Annotated in this window: 15 protein-coding genes; 11 read left to right on the forward strand and 4 right to left on the reverse strand. The window is 62.8% G+C overall.

The features are described 5' to 3' along the window. Positions 1–74: 74 nt before the first annotated feature. The 4 genes from AACY52_RS13815 to tssA form a co-directional block, all read right to left on the reverse strand. Positions 75–563, reverse strand: a complete 489-nt coding sequence (locus AACY52_RS13815; RefSeq protein ID WP_034116443.1) for a type VI secretion system tube protein Hcp — start codon at positions 561–563, stop codon at positions 75–77. A 75-nt stretch (positions 564–638) separates the two neighbouring features. Next, positions 639–2,135, reverse strand: a complete 1,497-nt coding sequence (tssC, locus tag AACY52_RS13820; RefSeq protein WP_339415066.1) for a type VI secretion system contractile sheath large subunit — start codon at positions 2,133–2,135, stop codon at positions 639–641. A 2-nt stretch (positions 2,136–2,137) separates the two neighbouring features. Continuing rightward, complete coding sequence (gene tssB / locus AACY52_RS13825) at positions 2,138–2,644, reverse strand: type VI secretion system contractile sheath small subunit (protein ID WP_003231688.1); 507 nt, start codon at positions 2,642–2,644, stop codon at positions 2,138–2,140. Between the two features lie 54 nt (positions 2,645–2,698). After that, positions 2,699–3,718 carry a type VI secretion system protein TssA gene (gene tssA / locus AACY52_RS13830; protein ID WP_339415067.1) on the reverse strand — a complete coding sequence of 340 codons (1,020 nt, stop codon included), beginning with the start codon at positions 3,716–3,718 and terminating at the stop codon, positions 2,699–2,701. A 393-nt stretch (positions 3,719–4,111) separates the two neighbouring features. Between tssA and tagH the strand changes: the two genes are divergently transcribed. The 11 genes from tagH to AACY52_RS13885 are packed head-to-tail and all read left to right on the forward strand — an operon-like array spanning position 4,112 to position 20,112. Continuing rightward, a complete protein-coding gene (gene tagH, locus AACY52_RS13835; protein ID WP_339438896.1) occupies positions 4,112–5,464 on the forward strand; it encodes a type VI secretion system-associated FHA domain protein TagH in 1,353 nt (450 codons plus the stop codon). Positions 5,465–5,521: 57 nt separating this feature from the next. Beyond that, the gene (gene tssJ, locus AACY52_RS13840) at positions 5,522–6,031 is read left to right on the forward strand and encodes a type VI secretion system lipoprotein TssJ (RefSeq protein WP_339415069.1); all 510 of its coding nucleotides are present in this window, start codon (positions 5,522–5,524) and stop codon (positions 6,029–6,031) included. An 18-nt stretch (positions 6,032–6,049) separates the two neighbouring features. After that, a complete protein-coding gene (gene tssK, locus AACY52_RS13845) occupies positions 6,050–7,384 on the forward strand; it encodes a type VI secretion system baseplate subunit TssK (RefSeq protein ID WP_339436645.1) in 1,335 nt (444 codons plus the stop codon). Positions 7,385–7,390: 6 nt separating this feature from the next. After that, entirely contained in the window at positions 7,391–8,680 is a 1,290-nt protein-coding gene (locus AACY52_RS13850; RefSeq protein WP_339415071.1) for a DotU family type VI secretion system protein, read from the forward strand. After that, entirely contained in the window at positions 8,677–12,177 is a 3,501-nt protein-coding gene (gene tssM, locus AACY52_RS13855) for a type VI secretion system membrane subunit TssM (protein WP_339560556.1), read from the forward strand. The genes AACY52_RS13850 and tssM overlap by 4 nt, the downstream gene beginning before the upstream one ends. Beyond that, on the forward strand, positions 12,174–12,827 hold the full coding sequence (gene tagF, locus AACY52_RS13860; protein WP_339560557.1) for a type VI secretion system-associated protein TagF: 654 nt from the start codon (positions 12,174–12,176) through the stop codon (positions 12,825–12,827). Before tssM ends, tagF begins: the two co-directional genes overlap by 4 nt. Next, a complete protein-coding gene (locus AACY52_RS13865; protein WP_339415074.1) occupies positions 12,828–13,547 on the forward strand; it encodes a protein phosphatase 2C domain-containing protein in 720 nt (239 codons plus the stop codon). It abuts the gene before it with no gap. Beyond that, positions 13,544–16,522 (forward strand): serine/threonine-protein kinase, encoded by a 2,979-nt coding sequence (locus AACY52_RS13870; RefSeq protein ID WP_339560558.1) that lies wholly within the window; start codon positions 13,544–13,546, stop codon positions 16,520–16,522. The genes AACY52_RS13865 and AACY52_RS13870 overlap by 4 nt, the downstream gene beginning before the upstream one ends. Continuing rightward, positions 16,522–17,226 (forward strand): ABC transporter ATP-binding protein, encoded by a 705-nt coding sequence (locus AACY52_RS13875; RefSeq protein WP_339428315.1) that lies wholly within the window; start codon positions 16,522–16,524, stop codon positions 17,224–17,226. The genes AACY52_RS13870 and AACY52_RS13875 overlap by 1 nt, the downstream gene beginning before the upstream one ends. Beyond that, positions 17,226–18,410, forward strand: a complete 1,185-nt coding sequence (locus AACY52_RS13880) for an ABC transporter permease (RefSeq protein ID WP_339415076.1) — start codon at positions 17,226–17,228, stop codon at positions 18,408–18,410. Before AACY52_RS13875 ends, AACY52_RS13880 begins: the two co-directional genes overlap by 1 nt. Further along, the gene (locus AACY52_RS13885) at positions 18,403–20,112 is read left to right on the forward strand and encodes an SUMF1/EgtB/PvdO family nonheme iron enzyme (RefSeq protein ID WP_339415077.1); all 1,710 of its coding nucleotides are present in this window, start codon (positions 18,403–18,405) and stop codon (positions 20,110–20,112) included. The genes AACY52_RS13880 and AACY52_RS13885 overlap by 8 nt, the downstream gene beginning before the upstream one ends. Positions 20,113–20,164 lie beyond the last annotated feature (52 nt).

Here is a 20,164-nt window from a genome sequence, read left to right on the forward strand (position 1 = left end):
AGATACCGAAGAGGAAAAGGTCGAATGCGAGCAAGCACCAAACCTCCGGCGCGTGGCGCCAGAGGTGTATCGGATCAGCGCTTAGTGTTGGAACGGATATTCCAGCCAAACTTGATCGGACCGCCGTCTTTGGTGCCGTCGGCTTTCTGCGGCTGGTAGTCGACCATCACCTGGGCGAAGTTCAGGGTGACGTTTTCGGTCAGGCGATCATCGGTGCCCGAACCGCCGGTGCTCAGGGACGTGACCAGCACTTCTTCCAGGTTGATTACCATGTACTCGACTTGGCTTTCGCCACCGGCCTTGCGCACGGTCAGCTTGACCTTGTCGATGTGCTTGCCGCTGGCGCAGTGCATCATCAGGTTCGGCGAAGCCTTGTCGACGTACTTGGTCAGCGACAGGTCCTGGATATTCACCTTGCCCGCGCCGCCGCCACCGCCAACGTGCATGTTGCCGGACTGGGCCATGCCCCAGCTCCAGTTCAGTACGTCGATTTCGTCCTTGTGGGCCTTGTCCATGGACTCGCCCTTGATGTCGCCGATTTTGATGAAAATATCAACAGCCATGTTTTCTCCCTATGTGGCACGGGCCACTGAAGTGGGTGATCGTTCCCACGCGGAGCGTGGGAACGAGCGAGTTACTTAGGCACTTTTTGCCGAAGGCAGCTTCGATACCAGGCGCAGCGACACGGTCAGCCCTTCGAGCTGGTAGTGCGGGCGCAGGTAGAACTTGGAGTTGTAGTACCCCGGGTTGCCTTCCACTTCTTCCACGATCACTTCGGCGGCAGCCAATGGGTGCTGGGCCTTGGTGGTTTCGGTGGAGTGCGCCGGGTCACCGTCTACGTAGTTGAGGATCCAGTCCTGCAACCAGCGCTGCATTTCGTCCTTCTCTTTGAAGGAACCGATCTTGTCGCGCACGATGCACTTCAAGTAGTGAGCGAAACGGCAGGTGGCGAACAGGTACGGCAGGCGCGCCGCCAGGTTGGCGTTGGCGGTGGCGTCCGGGTCGTCGTATTCGGCCGGTTTCTGCAACGACTGCGCACCAATGAACGCGGCGAAGTCGGTGTTTTTCTTGTGCAGCAGCGGCATGAAACCGTTCTTCGCCAGTTCCGCTTCACGGCGGTCGCTGATGGCGATTTCGGTTGGGCACTTCATGTCCACGCCACCGTCATCGGTCGGGAACGTGTGGGCCGGCAGGTTTTCCACTTCGCCGCCGGACTCGATGCCACGGATGCGCGAGCACCAGCCGTAGTGTTTGAACGAACGGTTGATGTTCACCGCCATCGCGTACGCGGCGTTGGCCCAGGTGTACTTGGAGCTGTCGGCACCGTCGGTGTTTTCTTCGAAAGCGAAGGCTTCCACCGGGTCGGTCTTGGCGCCGTACGGCAGGCGTGCCAGGAAGCGCGGCATGGTCAGGCCGATGTAGCGCGAGTCTTCCGATTCACGCAGCGAGCGCCAGCCCGCGTATTCCGGGGTGGTGAAGATCTTGGTCAGGTCGCGCGGGTTCGACAGCTCCTGCCACGAGCCCATGCCCATCACGGTCGGCGAGGCCGCAGCGATGAACGGGGAGTGCATGGCGGCGCAGACTTTCGACAGCTCGCCCAGCAGCTCTACGTCGGGAGGCGACTGGTCGAAGTAGTAGTCGCCCACCAGGCAACCGTACGGTTCGCCGCCGAACTGGCCGTATTCTTCTTCGTACATCTTCTTGAAGATCGGGCTCTGGTCCCACGCGGTACCCTTGAATTTCTTCAGGGTCTTGTGCAGGTCCGGCTTGGAGATGTTGAGCACGCGGATCTTCAGCTGCTCATCGCTCTCGGTGTTGTTGACCAGGTAATGCAGGCCACGCCAGGCGCTTTCCAGCTGCTGGAAATCCGGGTGATGGATGACCTGGTTGACCTGGGCGGTCAGCTTGGCGTCGATAGCGGCGATGATCGATTCGATCGACTTGATCGCGTCATTGGACACCAGGTCGGTTTGCGCCAGAGCCTGTTCGGCCAGGGTGCGCACGGCCGTTTCGACGGCTTCGCGGGCACGCTCGGTCTTTGGCTTGAACTCTTGCAGCAGCAGGTTCGCGAACTCGCTGGCTTCTTCGGTGGCACCCAGGATCTGGGAGCCTTCGCGGGCGGTATTGTCAGTCATGATTACTGGTCCCCTGCAGGCTTAGGCGCGCTGGCAAGTGCCTGAAGCAATGCCGGGTCCTTGATCGCCTTCATGATGATTTCTTCAGCGCCGGTCTTGCCGTCCATGTAGGTCAGCAGGTTGGCCAGCTGGGTGCGGGCTTCAAGCAGTTGGTTCAGCGAATCGACTTTGCGCGCCACAGCAGCCGGGCTGAAGTCGTCCATGCTTTCGAAGGTGATGTCCAGGCTCAGGTTGCCTTCGCCGGTCAGCTCGTTCGGTACGTGGAAGGCCACGCGCGGCTGCATGGCCTTGAGGCGCGAGTCAAAGTTGTCGACGTCCACTTCAAGGAACTTGCGGTCAGCCACCGCCGCCAAGGGCTCGGCAGGCTTGCCGGCGAGGTCGGCCATCACACCCATTACGAAGGGCAGCTGGACCTTTTTCTCGGCGCCGTAAAGCTCGACGTCGTACTCGATCTGCACTCGAGGCGCGCGGTTGCGCGCGATGAATTTCTGAGAACTTTGCTTCGCCACGTTGCTGCTCCTGGTCGCTTGAGCGACGGTGTTGTTACTGGACTGCCGGGCGACTTACTCGCCGTCCGGGCCGCGCAGGTTTTCAAATTGGGACATGCCGTCGGGAATCAGATTGCGCACGATGGCCGCGAAGTCGGCGTGCACCAGATTCTTCGCGCGGTTCAACAGCACCGGCAGCGGGCTCGAAGGCTCGTGCCGGGTGTAGTACGCAAGGATCTTGTCGAGGCTGCGCAACACGTCGTCGCGATTGGCGATATCGCCAGCGGGGCGCGGTGCTGCGGGGGCGGCGGCGAAGTCGACCGAGGGGGCATTATCGTCACTGACGGCCTCGGGTTCGCTGCTGCTGTCGGTGCCGGGCACCGCTTGATTGAGTATCTGCAACGCCTGTTTAAGCGGTTGTTTCAAGGCACTGAGGTCCACGCCCTGGGCGGAACCGACCTGATCATTGACGTGCTGTTCGATGGCTTCGCAGGCCGCGCGGGCTGTACTCAGGGCGTCGCGGGTGGCTTGCAGTTGCTCGGGGTCGCTGTCGAGGAACGCGGCGTTGAGTTGCTGGGCGCCGAGTTGTTCATCGGCGAAACTCAGCAGGCCGCTGGCGTTGAGCGCGGCGCGCAGGCTCACCGGGCCGAAAGTGCGTGAGCGCGTGAGGATGCTTTCGCGCAGCAGGCGAGTGTTCGTGTCACAGGTCAAGCCGGTGAGGGCGTTGATGCGTACGGTGGGATCGTTATCGTCGTCGGCATCCAGGCGCGGGTGCAGGTCGGCCCAGTAGTCGCGCAGCAACGCGTTGATCAGTGTCAGGGCTTCGGCTAAGCCAGCCACGCCCTGCAGGGCAAGGGAGCTTTGCAGCAGGAAATGGGTGATGCGCAGGTCTTTGCTGCGCGCCAGCAAGTCGAGGCTTTGCTGCTGGATGCTGCGCCATTCCGGCGGTTCAGCGGGCAGGATCGAGTCGCCCATGCTGCGCTCGGGTTGGCCCTTGGCATCACGCTCCAATTGCAAAAATTGCGCGTCATATTCCATGTCTTCGCCACACGGCGAAGTGGCAGAAACGGCGGTGAGCAGCAACGGCACATCCACTGAAATCGATCTCCCTATCAGCCCGTTAGATGGCGGGCAATTCATGCATTAGTTGTGCGAGGAACTTTGCATGTTTTCTTGGTCATATAGGCGCAATGCCATTAATGTGCCATTACTGGTGTTCAAGAAGTTGTGCATTTTTGGTGTAGTAGTTATGCCTTGTCAAGGTAAGCTATTCGCCCTCTGTGACAGATGTGCGGTGCTTAACAACCTGCGCGACTGGTGGGTCGAGTGATGCACCGGGGCAGAATTTTTGTCATAGAACCCAGTTAAGATCAGCGATCATGCTGGCATTGGCAGGTTTTAGAGGGTCGATTGTTCGACCTGATGGGGATATCCCGGCGGCGCAGTTCCGGGAATCGACCGCGAGTGAAGTATCAGCAAGGAGGCAAGATGTCGCTGTGTTTGACTATCACTAGTTATCACAAGATTACCCCTGGGCAATGCTCCGAAAAGTCCATGAATCAGGGTGCGCTGGCTATCGGCCGCAGCTCTGAGAATGACTGGATATTGCCTGACCCTGAGCGGCTGGTTTCCTCGCAACACTGCGTTATTCAATACAAAGACGGCCGTTACTACCTAACCGATAACAGCACTAATGGTGTGGAGTTGGTTAAAGCGGGCGTTCGTATGCGTCGGGGTAACAGCGAGCCGCTGCAAGATGGTGAGTTGATCCGTATCGGCGATTACGAGATCCAGGCGCGTATCGATTTCAACGTGCAGGCCGTCGATAGCCAGCCGTTTGCCGGTGACTCACCGAATAGCTTTGAAGCGCTGATGGGCGCCGTGGTGAGCACACCCACGCCAATCCCAACACCCTCGATTGCACCCCAGTTCCAGGGCGCCTCGTCGATGGACACCCTGCCGGACCTGTTCGACTTCCTTAGCCCCTCCGCCGTGCCGCCGCCGACCGTGGCGGATCACGTGCCTTCTGAACAACATGACTTCCGCCCGCCGACGCCCGTCGCCGTGCCCGCGCCTGTGGTTGAAACGCCTGGGTTGTCGGGCTCGGTGATTCCCGAGGATTGGGACCTGTTCGGCGACGCGCCGGCGCCGACGTCAGTGGCCAGTGCACCACCACCGCCTCCACCACCTGCTCCGGTGATCCAACCGCCACCTGTGGTCGAGCCCCCGGTCCCTGTGGCCGATACCCAGCAGCAGCCCGACCTCCTGCAAGCCTTCCTGCGCGGCGCTGGTCTCGATCAGCTACGCCTCGACAAGGCCCAAGCGCAAGCCCAGATGGAAAGCATCGGCCGCAGCTACCGCCTGATGGTCGAGGGCCTGATCGACGTGTTGCGTGCCCGCGCCAGCCTCAAGGGCGAGTTCCGCATGCAGCAGACGATGATCCAGCCTGCTGAAAACAATCCGTTGAAATTCGCCCCGAATGCCGACGAAGCGTTACTGCTTTTGCTACGCCACGGAAACCAAGCGTTTATGGCGCCGGACCTCGCCGTGCGCGACAGTTTCAACGATCTGCGCGCCCACCAGTTGGCGGTGATGGCCGGCCTGGAAGCGGCGATCAAGCACCTGCTCAGCCGTTTCGAGCCGGCGCAATTGGAAGAACGCATGGGCAAGCCCGGCGGGTTGTCGAGCATTTTCAACGGCTCGCGCCAGGCCCAGTACTGGCAGCAGTTCACCGAGCTCTACAGCAATATTTCCCGCGAGGCCCAGGAAGATTTCCAGGACCTGTTCGGCCGCGAATTCAGCCGGGCCTACGAAGAACACAGCGCACGACAGCGTCGCTAAACCCGCGCCGCAACACATGAATTAACGGATAGCTAAGTACGTCATTGAGGACGCAGGATGATTCCCAGGTTTTTACTCGCAGTCGCCACCGTGCTACTGCTGACGGCGTGTGCCAAAGACGCCGCGAAACCCGAAGCGGTGGCAGAAGCAGAGGCCGATACAGCTGCTGTCGAGCTGCACTTCCACGCGATCAACGGGCTTAACCCCGGCGCCAGCGGCCAGGCTGCTCCGGTGCGGGTGCGTATTTTCGAGCTGAAAAACGCCGCCACCTTTGCACGCGCCGATTACTTCGCCTTGGCTGACCGCGCGCAATCCACCCTCGGCCTGGACCTGTTGGACCAGGACGAAGTGACGGTGCAGCCCGGCGAGCAACTGAGCATTCAGCGCGACCTCGACCCGTCCACGCGCCAGATCGGGCTGTTGGTGGGCTATCGAGAGTTGGACCGCGCGCAATGGCGCACAGTGATCAAAGTGCCCGCGCGCCAATACACCGAATACCAGATCAGCCTCGATGTACGCGCCGTGCGCGCCGACCTCGTGGTCTCACCATCCAGCCCTGCCCAATAAGAAGCAATCGGAGCTCCCATGTCCTGGAACAATCGCGTGGTCTGGTCGGAAGGCATGTTCATCGGAACGCAGCACTTCCAACAGCATGACCGTTACCTGGAAAACCTGATCGACGCCCGCAGCCGCCCGTTGTCCGCGGGCGCCTGGGGTTTTTCCGAGTTGCTGATCGACCAGGGCCTGCTGGCCCAGGGCAAGCTGGCAATCGTCTCTGCGCGCGGCCTGTTGCCCGACGGTACGCCCTTCAACATTCCCCATGATGACCTCGCGCCAAGCCCGCTGAATATTGACGACAACCTGCGCGACGGCCTGGTGTACCTGGCCTTGCCGCTCAAGCGCGCGGGCGCCCGCGATACCGTGGACGAAGGCGAGGCCCTGGAAGCCGCGCGTTATGTGAGCCAGGTGCGTGAAGTACGTGACGACAACGCCCCCTTTGAAAACCGTGCGCCAGTGGCCGTCGGCTCTCGCGCCCTGCGCCTGTTGACCGCCCAGGATGGCATCAGCGATTACGCCGCTATCGGCCTGGTGCGCATTAAGGAAAAACGCGCCGACCGCGCGCTGGTGCTCGACGACACCTACATCCCGCCCGTACTGGACGTGGCCGCAAGCAAGCCGCTGACGGCGTTTCGCAGCGAACTGCTCGGCCTGCTGCACCAGCGCGGCGAAGCCTTGGCCGGCCGCGTAGTTGCCTCGGGCGCGGGTGGTGCGTCGGAGATTGCCGATTTCATGCTGCTGCAATTGGTCAACCGTGCCCAACCGCTGATCCAGCATTTGAGCCAGTTGAGCCCGCTGCACCCTGAACGCTTCTTCAGTGAATTGGTGAGCCTGGCCGGCGAGTTTTCGACGTTCTCGACCTCGGGCCGCCGCCCTCAGGAATACCCGCACTACCAGCACGACGACCTGGTGCTGAGCTTCGCCCCGGTGATGGCCGCGCTGCGTGAAGCGCTGTCGATGCTGATCGACAGCAAAGCCACGCCGATCCCGATTGTGGAGAAAGCCTATGGCATCCACGTGGCGATGCTGGCCGACAAAACCCTGATCGACAGCGCCAGCTTCATTCTTGTGGTGCGCGCCGATGTGCCCGGCGAAACCCTGCGCGCGCGCTTCGGCCAGCAGAGCAAAGTCGGTTCGGTGGAACACATCCGCGACATGGTCAACCTGCAACTGCCGGGCATTGGCCTGCTGCCGTTGCCGGTGGCGCCTCGCCAACTGCCGTACCACGCAGGCTCGACGTATTACGAGCTGGATCGTGGCAGCGAGCATTGGCAACAACTGAGTAATTCCGGCGGTTTCGCTTTCCACATCGCCGGGCAGTTCCCGGGCTTGAACCTGGCCTTCTGGGCGATCCGAGGATAATCCGCGATGCATCCCAATGATGATGACCGCACCCAGTTCATGCCGCGCCCCGGTGGCCGCGCGCCGGAACCTGTGCGTGCTGAACCCTCGCCGCTGGCGATGCCGGCCGCGCCGATGCTCACTGGCAAGAGCCAGGGCCTCAACCCGCTGGAAAGTGCCGCCGGCCCGTTGCTCGCCTTGCTGACGCGCCTGCGCAACACCATCGCCCACCCGGCGCCGGCCAGCCTGCGCGCGCAGTTGCTGGCCTACCTGCGCCAGTTCGAAGAGCGCGCAGAAGCGGCCGGCATCGCCCGCAATGAAGTGCTGTTGGCGCGTTACGCGCTGTGCACCGCCCTTGATGAAGCGGTGTTGAGCACGCCTTGGGGCAGCACCAGTGATTGGGGCAAGCAAAGCCTGTTGATCACCGTGCATAAAGAAGCCTGGGGCGGGGAAAAAGTCTTCCAGTTGCTTGATCACTGCCTGCAAAGCCCGCGGGAACGCCTGTATCTGCTGGAGCTGTTATACCTGTGCATGTGCCTGGGTTTCGAAGGCCGCTACCGCGTGATGAACGACGGTCGCAGCCATTTGGAAACCCTGCGCGAACGCACGGCCGCCGCTATCCGCAGCGCGCGCGGCGAACATGAGCGCGAGCTGTCGCCGCACTGGCGCGGCGTGACCGTGGCGCGGGATCGCCTGGCGCAATTCATGCCGCCGTGGATCGCCGTGGCCATCGGCGTCGCGTTGTTGCTGGCGTTGCTGTTTGGCCTGCGCCTCAAGCTCGCTTCGGATGCCGAGCCGGTGTTCAAGAATATCCATGCACTGGGCGAAATTCCGGTGCAGGCCATCGACCGTCCGGTGGCACAGCCGAAGGTGATCGAACGCCCGCGCCTGGCTGGCTTCCTGGTGGAGGACATCAAGGCCGGCCGCGTTGCCGTTGAAGATGCCGTCGACCGTTCTGTGGTGACCATCCGTGGTGATGAACTGTTTGCATCCGCCAGCTCGAGCATCGTGGATGACTACCAGCCGCTGATGCTGCGCATCGCCGACGCCATCCGCAAGGTCAAGGGCCAGGTGCGCGTCACCGGGCACAGCGACAACCGCCCGATTGCCACGCTGCGCTTTCCGTCCAACTGGGCGTTGTCCGAGGCACGGGCCAAGTCAGTGCTGGAGATCCTCGCGGCCAAGACCGGCCAGTCGGATCGCTTCAGCGCCGAAGGCCGAAGCGACACCGAGCCGGTAGCCACCAACGCTACAGCCGAAGGCCGCGCCCGTAATCGTCGGGTTGAAATAACCGTATTGGCGGAGGGCGTCGAGTGAAGGCGTTTTTCAGTTTCATGATTCGCTGGGTGATCCCCGTGCTGGGCCTGATCGCCCTGAGTTTGATCATCTGGTTTGTCGGGCCGTTGCTCGACGTGCTGGTGCCGGAAGGGCGCCGTTGGGCGCTGATCATCCTGGTGTTTGCGGTGTGGATCGCCTACCGCATGTTCCGCATCATCCAGGCCCGCCGCCAGGCCGCCGAAGTGATGCGCAGCCTGGCCGCCGAAACCCCGGCCGACCCCAACAGCGTCGCCACGGCCGAAGAACTCACCACCTTGCGCCAGCGCATGGACGAAGCGCTGACGCTGCTGAAAAAGGCCAAGCTCGGTGGCGATGAGCGTCGCAATCTTTACGAGCTGCCGTGGTACGTGATCATCGGCCCACCGGGGTCGGGCAAGACCACCGCGCTGGTCAATTCCGGGCTGCATTTCCCATTGGCCGCGCAGTTGGGCGCCGGTGCCGTGCGTGGTGTGGGCGGTACGCGTAACTGCGACTGGTGGTTTACCGACCAGGCCGTGTTGCTCGACACCGCTGGGCGCTACACCACCCAGGACAGCAACTCCACGGTGGATAAAGCTGCGTGGCTGGGCTTCCTCGACCTGCTGAAAAAGCAGCGCTCGCGTCGGCCTATCGATGGCGCTTTTATCGCCATCAGCCTGTCGGACTTGCTACTGGGCACCGATGCGGAACGTGCCGCCCACGCTGCGGCCATCCGCCTGCGTATCCAGGAGCTGTACACCCAACTGGGCGTACGTTTCCCGATCTACCTGATGCTCACCAAGCTCGACCTGGTGCCGGGCTTCATGGAGTTCTTCGACAACCTGAGCAAGGAAGACCGCGCCCAGGTGTGGGGCATGACCTTTGCACTGGACGATGGCAAGAACAGTGACAGCCCGCTGGCGCACCTGCAGAGCGAATTCGCCGGCCTGGAACAGCGCCTCAACGAACGCCTGGTCGAACGCCTGCAGCAGGAACGTGACCCGGCGCGGCGCGACCTGATCTACGGTTTCCCGCAGCAGTTCGGCGCGTTGAAGGATTGCCTGCAGAGCTTCCTCGAAGGCGTGTTCAAGCCCAATGCCTTTGAGGAGCGTGTGTTGCTGCGCGGTGTGTATTTCACCAGTGGTACCCAGGAAGGCAGCCCGATTGATCGCTTGATCGGCGCGATGGCCCAGAGCATGAACCTGGACCGTCAGCACCTGGCACGCCAGAGCGGCACCGGGCGCAGTTACTTCATCGAAAAACTCTTCACCGCCGTTGCGTTTGCCGAGCGTGGCCTGGTGGGGGTGAACCCCAAGGTCGAGCGGCGGCGCAAGTGGATTGCCCGTGGTGTCCTCGCCGCCACGGTTGCGTTGGTAGTGGTGGTCAGCAGCCTGTGGTGGGTGAGTTATCGCGCCAACCAGGCTTATATCGCCCAGGTTGACCAAAAGGTCGCGCCGCTGGGCCAGACCGTCCAGAACCTGAGCCCGGCGCAGCGCGAAGTGCTCGCCGTGCTGCCGTTGCTCAACGCCGTGAAGAACCTGGCAGGCGACTCGCCAAGCTGGTCCGAAGGGCTGGGGCTGTATCAGGGCGATATGCTCGAAGCCGAATCCGCCAGCGTCTATCGCAAGCTGTTGATCGCCGTGTTTGCACCACGCTTGGTGACGCGTATTGAAGAACAACTGCACGGTGGCGGTAGTTCCGACTTCCTCTACGAAGGCCTCAAGGCCTATTTGATGCTCGCCGACACAGAGCATTACGACCCGGACTTCATCAAAGCCTGGATCGCTCTTGACTGGGACCGCAACCTGCCGCGCGACCTGCCGGCCGATCAGCGCCAGGCCTTGGCCGGGCACCTGCAGGCGTTGTTCGAGCGCCATCCGCCGAGTGCGCGCCTTGACCCACGCTTGATTGATGACCTGCGCCGCCAGTTGCAACAACTGCCGGTGGCCCAGCGCGTCTACGACAGGGTCAAACGCCAGAAACTGCCCGAAGGCATTCCGGATTTTCGTATCAACGAAGCCGCCGGCCGTGACGCGGCGCTGGTGTTCAGCCGTAAAAGCGGCATGCCGTTGGGCGAACCGCTGAGTGGGTTCTTTACCGCCAAAGGCTATCGCCAGGCGTTCCTGCTGAGCAGCCTGAACCAGACCGGCACCCTCGCCGAAGAGCAATGGGTGCTGGGCCATGAGCAGGCCGACCAGCAGAACGTAGTGAGCCTCGCCGCTGACGTGCGTCGCCTGTATTTCCAGGACTACCAGCGCCAGTGGGATGCCTTGCTGGCGGACATCGACTTTGTGCCGATCACCAGCGTGGCCCAGGCGGCCGACGTATTGCGGGTGATATCCGGCCCGACCTCGCCGCTGAAAAAACTGCTGGTGGCGGTCGCCAAGGAAACCGACCTGCAAGCCGAAGAACGCCAGTTGGCCGCCAAAGGCGTGCCAGTGGAAGGCGGTGTCGACAAGCTCAAGGAACGCCTGGGTAGCCTGCTCGGCCAGGAACAACCGACCACCCATGCGCCCGCCGCTACGGATGATCCAGTGACCGCGCACTTTGCCGAACTCAACAGCATCGTCAGCAAGAGTGAAGGCGAACCGGCGGCCATCGACGGCCTGCTCACTGACATGAACGTGCTGTATGTGCAGGTCAGCGCCATGGTCGGCGCCAGCGGCGATGCCTTGCTGGGCGAGGCGAAGAACCAGGCGGCGGCGGCGGCCACGCGGGTCAGCCTGAATGCCGAGCGCCAGCCGCCGCTGGTGCAGGGCATGGTCAAGTCGGTGGTCAATTCCACCACCAACAGCATGATGGGCGGGGTGCGTAACCAGCTGAACGCGGCGTGGGTCAGCGAAGTGGTCAACGTGTATCGCCAGTCCCTGGCTGGGCGTTATCCGATGTCGCCGGGCAGCGCCCGCGATGCCACCTTGGACGACTTCGGCCAATTTTTCGGCGTGGGCGGGGTGATGGATAACTACTTCCGCAAATACTTGCAGCCTTACGTCGACACCTCCACGCAAACCTGGCGCTGGCAGCCGGGCGCGGCGCAGAAACTCGGGATTGCACCGGGCGTGCTGCAAACCTTCCAACGTGCGGCGACCATTCGTGATGCGTTCTTCAGATCGGGGGGCACGCAGCCCGTCGTGCGTTTCGAACTCAAGCCCGTGTCGATGGACCCGACCATCACCCAGTTCCTGCTCGACCTCGACGGCCAGCAATTGAGCTACGACCACGGCCCAAGCCGCCCGGTTGCGATGCAATGGCCGAACCCCGGTAGCATTGGTGTGGTGCGTATTTCCATCATGCCGCCGTCGGCCAGTGGCCGCTCCGGTGTGACCCTCGACGGGCCATGGGCGTGGTTCCGTTTGCTGCAGCAATCGGACCTCACCGCCGGTAATTCGCCCGACCGTTTCAACCTGCGCCTGCGGGTCGACGGCGCGAGCATCGCCTATGAGTTGCGCGCCAACAGCGCCTTCAACCCGTTCAAGAGCCGCGTGCTCAGCGGCTTCAGCCTGCCGGAGCGGCTATGACGACGCTGGGTTTCTACGGCAAGTTGGCCAGCCGCGGCGACTTTGTCAGCCGCGCCTTGCCCCAGAGTTTTATCGGCCCGTGGGACAGCTGGCTGGCGGCAGGCTTGCTCGCCAGCCAGAGCAGCCTCGGCGGTGATTGGCTCAATGTGTACCTGGTCAGCCCGTTGTGGCGTTTTGTATTGGCGCCGGGCGTATGCGGGCCGGATGCGGCGGCGGGTGTGGTGATGCCGAGCATTGACCGGGTCGGGCGGTATTTCCCGCTGGCAGTGGTGGCGCTGCTTGATCACGACACCAATCCAGCGTCCCTCGTGGGCGGGCCGGACACTTGGTTCGAGCAGGCCGAAGAGCTGTTGCTCAGTACCCTGGATGCCGGCGCCACCTTTGAGCGTTTCAATGACGGTCTCGACACCCTGGGCTTGCCGGCGACTGAGCCGCGCGCAGTGGACAGCCGCTTCGCCGGCCTGCAGCGCGTGAGCGCTACCGTGCCCCATGGGCGCATGACCGCACTCGCCGAACAGGCCTGTGAAGGCGCGAGTTTGTGGTGGGGCCGTGGTTCGCAACGGATTTCCCCTGGTTTATTGCGGTGTCAGGGCCTGCCTGCCGCTGGCGATTTTTCGCAGTTTTTGCTCGGACAAGAAGGTGTGGTGTAGATGGGCGCGACGTACAAATCCGCGAGCAAAAGCCATGTGGGCATGGTCCGCCAGGTCAACGAAGACGCCTGCCTGGACCTGCTGGAAAACCGCCTTTGGGTAGTTGCCGACGGCATGGGCGGGCATGCGGCGGGGGATTATGTCAGCAGCCTGATCATCGACAGCCTGCGCGGTGTGGCGCTGGGCCGTTCCCTTGAAGAATATTGCGCGGCCTTGCGCAATGACCTGATCCGCATCAACGCGGCCGTGCGCGAAGAAACCGCCAACCGGGGCGTGACCATGATGGGCAGCACTGTGGTGTTGCTGGCGGCGCGAGGCTTGCGCGGCGTGTGCCTGTGGGCCGGTGACAGCCGCTTGTATCGCCTGCGTGACGGCGTGCTTGAAGGCATTTCCCGCGACCACAGCTACGTGCAGGACCTGCAAGACAGCGGCTTGCTCAGCGAAGCCGATGCGCGCACGCATCCGCGCGCCAACATCGTCACCCGCGCGGTGGGTGTGGAAGCCCAGCTGGAGCTGGCAGCGGTTGACCTGCTGATTGCCCCCGGCGACAGCTACCTGCTGTGCAGCGATGGGCTGAACAAGACCGTCGAAGACCATGAAATCCGCGAAGTCCTCAGCCATGACACGCCGGATGAAATCGTGCGCAGCCTGGTGCACCTCGGGCTTAGCCGGGGCGCGCCGGACAACATCACCGCCATCGTCGTGAAGGTATCGTCATGAACATCGTCATCCCGGGTTATGACATCGAAGGCGAGATCGGCGAAGGCGCCATGGCCAGCGTGTACCTGGCGACCCAGCGTTCGCTGGAGCGCAAGGTGGCGTTGAAGGTGATGGCGGCGGCGCTGGCCGCCGACCCGAGCTTTTGCGAGCGTTTCCTGCGCGAGGGCAAGACCCTGGCGCGCTTGTCGCACCCGCACACCGTGACCATCCATGACATCGGCAATGTCGGTGAGCTGTATTACATGGCGATGGAATACCTGCCCAATGGCACGCTCAAGGAGCGCATTGCCGCAGGCCTGACGCCGGAGCAGGGCGTGACGCTGATCCGCCAGATCGCTTCGGCGCTGGGCTATGCCCACGCTCAAGGCCTGGTGCACCGCGATGTGAAGCCGGCGAACATTCTGTTTCGCGCCGATGGCACGGCAGTGCTGTCCGACTTCGGTATCGCCAAGTTTTTGGATGACCGCACTCAATTTACCCAGGCCGGTTTTGCCGTGGGCACGCCGAGCTATATGAGCCCGGAACAGGCGCGGGGCCAGGAGATCGACGGCCGCGCCGACCTGTATGCGCTGGGCGTGGTGCTGTATGAAATCCTCGTCGGCAAGTTGCCTTACAGCGGCCCCGACGCGCTCTCTACGGCACTGGCACACCTGACCGAGCCGTTGCCGGAGTTGCCGGTGCACCATGGCCGTTATCAGGGTGTGCTGCGCAAGCTGTTGGCCAAGGACCCGGCGGAACGCTTCCCGGATGCGGACGCGCTGTTGCTGGCGCTGGACGAACTGCCGGCGGATTCACCGGAAGCCACGCTGGTGCGGCCGCTGCCGATCCCGCTGAGCTTTGATCTGGGGGGTATGACCCCGGTCACCATCGATATTCCGACCGATAAACCACAGCCGCAACCCGTGGTACGCCAACCTGTGGTGACCCCGACGCAACACAAGGCCGTGTCCGAGCAACACCGTGGGCCGGTGTTGGCCCTGGCCGCTGTTGCGGTAGCGGTTGCATTGGCCATTGGTGGCGCCAGTTATTGGTGGTTGAGCGGCAGCGATGAGCCGGCCAAACCGCCTGCTGCGGTGGTGCCCAAGGTGACGCAACCGCCACCTCCAGTCGCTGAAGTGGATGGCGGTCAGCGCCCGCTGTTGATGGCGGGTAAGAAGACCCTGTTCCAGCGCGTGCTCAGCAAGCCCGGTGCGAAGCTTTCGGCGCACGCAGGCAGCGCGCCAGGAAAGGCGCTGCCGGCGTTCTCCGTACTCTACGTTTACCAGCGCAAAGACATCGACGGCAGCCCGTGGGTACGCGTCGGCGCGGCCACCGATGGGCGCAGCGATGGATGGTTGCCGGCCGCGCAGGTCAGCGACTGGAAGCAGAGCCTGGTGCTGAAATTTACCGAGCGCTCGGGCCGGGCACCGGTGATGTTCCTGCGTCAATCCAGTGAAGTCGAAAAGCTCTTGGCTGACCCGGCCGCCGCCAAAGGCGTGCTGGCCAAGGCGCAGAAAAACAGCGAAGACAATAGCCAAATCCTTGCGCTGGAACCGACTGCCAGCGCCGTGCCGCAGAACCAGTTCTACCTGTTGCCGATCTTCGACTCCAAAGAGAGCTTTGACGAAAACGGCCAGCTGGTGCAGTTGCTCAATGTGGCCTCCATCGACCCAGGCACCAGCGCGGTTAAACCGGCCACGCCTGTGATCAAGGCGAATGCCGACGCCTTCCGCACGGCCGTTGTATTGGTGGTCGACACCACCGTGTCGATGCAGCCCTACATCGACCAGATCCGCGATGTGGTGCACGAACTGCAAACCCGCATCGGCGAGCGCGGCGAGTTGGACAGTGTCAGTTTTGGCATGGTGGGTTTTCGCAGCAGCGTCAAGAAAACCCCTGGCCTGGAATACGTCGCCAAGACGCTGATCAGCCTCGACCAGGGGCGCGATCCGCAACGCTTCCTCGACATGGCGCGCCAGGTCAAGGCTTCCACCGTGTCCAGCCATTCCTTCAACGAAGACGCGTTCGCCGGGGTGATGCAGGCGGTGGACGGCATGGATTGGTCCGGTTACGGCGGGCGCATTATCCTGCTGGTCACCGATGCTGGTGCGCTGCGCAAGAACGACCCGTTTGCCGCCACCCAGATGAACGAGGCGGAAGTGCGCCAGGCCGCGCTGGGCAAGCAGATCAAGATCTACGCCCTGCACCTGCGCACCGACGCCGGCAAGAAAACCCACGCCGGCGCCGAAAGCCAGTACCGCATCCTCACCGCCGACGCCAACCCGCAGATTGGCGACCTTTACACGCCGGTGCCGGGTGGCGACGTGCGCAAGTTGGGCGAGCGCGTCGACGAGATCGGTACGGTGTTCGCCAACCTGGTGCATCAGGTGCGCAGCAACACGCCGCAGCCGGTGCCGTTGCTGAGTTCTGCGCCAACCCTGGCAGACAAATCCGCAGCGGTCGGCTATGCCATGCACATGGACTTTCTCGGTCGTAAGACCGCAAGCCAGGCGCCGCAACTGGTCAGCGCATGGACCGCCGACCGCGACCTTACCAACCCGGCGCTGCCGGCGTTCCAGGTGTGCGTGATGCTGACTAAATTACAGCTCAACGACCTGCAGCAGTCGCTGAAACTGATCGTGGATGCGGCGCGCAAGACCCAGACCTCACCCAAGGATTTCTTCCAGGAAATCGCCAGCGCCTCGGCTTACATGAGCCGCGACCCGCAAGCCTTGCGCAAGGGCGGCAACCTGGCCGACGGCGGCGTCCTCGGCGAATACCTCGAAGGCCTGCCGTACCGCAGCAAGTCGCTGAGCATGACCCAGGACCTGTGGTTGTCGTTGAGCGTGGCCGAGCAGGAAGACTTTATCGACGAGCTGGATTCGAAAATCCGCCTCTACGAGACCTTCCACAATGACCTGGCCAACTGGGTCCGTTTCGGTGATGCCGAACCGGGTGATGCGTTGTACCGCGTGCCGTTGTCGACGCTACCGTGATGCTTAACCTGAGCGCGGTGCACAAGAGCCGGGGCGTCGGTAGCCAGCGCTATAGCCTGGTGATTCCGGCGCTGGCGCTGCGTGCGGGCGAGCAATTGGCGATTGTCGGGCCCAGTGGCTGTGGCAAAAGCACTTTGCTGGACCTGTTGGCGCTGGTGTTGGCGCCGGATCAGGCCGGGCAGTTTGAATTCAATCAGCACGATATCCGTGGGCTGTGGCGCAGCGATCAGCAATCCACGCTGGCCGCACTGCGTAGTCAGCATTTGGGCTATGTGCTGCAAACCGGCGGCCTGCTGGGCTTTCTCGATGTGCGCGGCAATATCGCCTTGTCGCGGCAACTGCTGGGGTTGAAGGATGACGGCAGCGTGGTGCGTCTGGCCGAGCAGCTGGAAATCGGCGACCAGTTGGCCAAGAAACCGGCGGCGCTCTCCGTGGGCCAACGCCAGCGCGTCAGCTGTGCCCGTGCGCTGGCGCATGCACCGCAACTGGTGTTGGCGGACGAGCCGACGGCGTCCCTCGACCCCTTGAATGCCGAGCGCGTGATGCAGGCGTTGCTGGCCCAGGCTCGCGAACATCGCTCAGCGTGTGTGATTGCCACCCATGACGAACCCTTGGCGCGCGCCAGTGGCTTGCAGGTGCGGCGTATCAGTTGCCGTCGCGAGACCGACGGCGGCGTCACCGCCACCCTTGGGGAGGCGTGCTGATGCGCATCGGCCTGGTGGCGTCGCTGGCCTGGCAGGATTACCGCAACGATGCGTGGCTGTCGGCCTGTTCGGTGCTGGCGCTGGTGGCGGTGATCGCGCCGTTGCTGGTGTTATTCGGCCTGAAATTTGGACTGGTTAGCAGTTTGACCGAACGTTTGCAGACCGACCCCGCCACCCGCGAAATTATTCCGTTGGGCGGTGGTCGATTCAGCAGTGCATTTATCGAGCAACTCAGTCAGCGCAGTGACGTGGCGTTTGCCGTGCCGCGTACGCGGCAGATTGCAGCGACGGCGCAAGTGGGCGAGCTGAGCCTGGAAATGCTGCCGACCGCGGCGGGTGATCCGTTGTTGGGCGGTCTGCCGTTGCCAAAGGGCCTGGATCAGATCGTGCTGAGCCACACCGCGGCTGAGAAGCTCGCTGCGCGGCCTGGCGATTGGCTGGAGACCCGCTTTGCACGGCAAGTGGCGGGACGCGTAGAAGCCCAGCGCACGCGCTTGCAGGTGTTGGCGGTATTGCCGCTGGAAGCCTTTGCCCGTGACGGTTTGTTTGTTGAATTGAGTTTGCTGGAAGCCGTTGAAGATTACCGCGATGGTCGTGCAGTGCCGAGGTTGGGTTGGGCCGGTGATGAGGTGGGTGTGAGCGCACAGCGCGTGTATCCCGCGTTTCGCCTGTATGCCCGCAACCTCACCGATGTGGAGCCGCTGCGGGTGTATTTCGCGAGGCAGAATGTGTTGGTGTCGACCCAGGCACAGACCATTGCGCAAGTGCAGTCGTTAAGCCGCAACCTGTCGATCATATTCTGGGTGATCTGCGGGCTGGCGTTGGCGGGCGCGTTTGCGGCGATCTTTGCCGCAGCGTTGGCCGCCGTGGCGCGCAAGCGTCGAGAGTTATCAGTGTTGCGCCTGTTGGGGTTCTCCACGGGCGGGCTGTTGGTGTTTGTGGTGGTGCAGGCGCTGTACAGCGCAGGTTTTGCTGCTGCGCTCAGTGCCGGGTTGTATGGCCTGGCCGAGGCCGCTTTGAATCAACTATTCGTGCAGGTGCCGGGCGAATACGCCAGCCACCTGCTGGCGCGTCATTACGGCCTGGCCCTGGCTGCTGTGCTCGGCGTAAGCGCCGTGGCGGCGGTTTGTGGCGGTTGGCGAGTGGCGCGTATCCAGGCTTCTGAAGGAATCAGAGATGTATAAGTTACTGGGCGCCGCCGTGGCGCTGAGCCTGGCCTCGATGGCCTGGGCTGATGAAGCGAGTGACAAACTCGACAACCCCAAGCCGTTGCCGGATGACGTGAGCCTGCCGCTACCGTGTGAAGGCAACATGGTGTTCCGCTACGCCTATGTGCTGGCTCAAGGCACCCTGGACGATCGCGAAATCAGCCTCGGCTACCCCTTTGCCGAAGGCGAGGCGGGCTATAAGCAATCGTTTATTTCCGGTTACCGCCGCGACTTCATCAACGGCCAGTTCACCCTCAAGGATTTGCCCAAAGGGTGGAACAAAGTCATCGCGCCGTTGATGCCGAAGACTGACGCCAAGACCCCGCTCAAGCCCATGCTGTACTTCATCGGCAAGTACGAAGTGACTGCACGCCAATACGCCCAAGTGATGGCCCAGGCGCAGTCACTGGCCAGTGGCGAACCGGCGCCTGCGTGCGATGCGCCCACCGGCATGGCCGGGCGTTTGCCCAAGGTGAAGCTGTCGCGCTTTGAAGCCGAGCGCTTCTCGGCGGTGTACAGCGCCTGGCTGATGAAATACCACCGCGAGTTACTGCCGGTCAGTGGGCGCGGTTCGTCAGCGGAGGATGGCGGGCTGGGCTTTGTGCGCCTGCCCACCGAAGTGGAATGGGAATACGCCGCGCGCGGTGGCCAAGCCGTGAGCCGTCAGGACCTTGAAGGGCGCCTGTTTCCGCGCCGTGTCGAAGGCAGCGAAAGCGACGGCCCGCTCGGCAATTACGCCGTGTTCAACCAGGTCGCCGGCGGCACTGGCCAGGCCGCACGCCTGATGCCCATCGGCACCAAATTGCCTAACCCGATTGGCCTGTTCGACGTGATCGGCAATGCGGCGGAAATGGTCCAGGAATCCTTCCAGCTGGTGCATGCCGGGCGCCGTCAGGGCACCTACGGCGGCTTTGTGGTCAAGGGCGGCAACTATTTGGAAGGCGAGGGCACGTTGTTCACCGGCATGCGCCGCGAGTACCCGTTGTTTGCGGCCGACGGCACCGAGCAAAGCAACGAGACCACCGGTTTCCGCGTGGCGATTGGCGCCTTGGCGGCGCCGCGTTCGCGCTACAAGGAACTGTTCGCGCAGTGGCAAAAGGAGGGTCGCCTGGCTTCGTTGACTGACGCCATCGACGACGCCCAGGAGCCGACCAAACGCCTGGACAGTATCATCGCTGCCAGCGTCGATCCCAAGCTGCAAGCCGAGCTTGGGCTGGTCAACGAAGAGCTTAAGCGCAACGTCTCGCTGATCGCCCAGCAACGCGAAGAAGCGGCGGGCAACCTGATTCAGTCCGCCGCGTTGGTGGCCGAAACCATCAGCAACTACAACATTCGCTTGGCCAATCTGCAGAAGAGTCGCCAGCAGGCTACCGACAACAAAGACGAGGCCAGCGCGCAGCTGTTTGACATAGCGATTGCCAACGGCCGCAGCGCGCTGGATGGCGCAGTGGCGATCTACATCGACAACCTGGCCACCGGCACGCGCTATACCGATGCGGTGATCCAGGCGCAGTTTCAACGGATCAAGGAAGAGTTGGATCGCAAGCCTGTGCTCGGCAAGAGCCTGGTGACGCGCGCAACACTGTTCGTTCGTCATGTTGGCAACTACCGCAAGCAACAGCGGGCCGACCCGGCAACGATCTTGAAGGAACTGCTCGCAGCGAGCGGTCAGCGATGATCGCTGGCTGTATGGCGAGCTTGGAAGGGACTCAGGCGGCGGTGGGCCGTGC

It is taken from the genome of Pseudomonas sp. EA_65y_Pfl1_P113 (assembly GCF_963970525.1).
In the GTDB taxonomy this organism is placed as follows: Bacteria; Pseudomonadota; Gammaproteobacteria; order Pseudomonadales; family Pseudomonadaceae; genus Aquipseudomonas; species Aquipseudomonas tritici.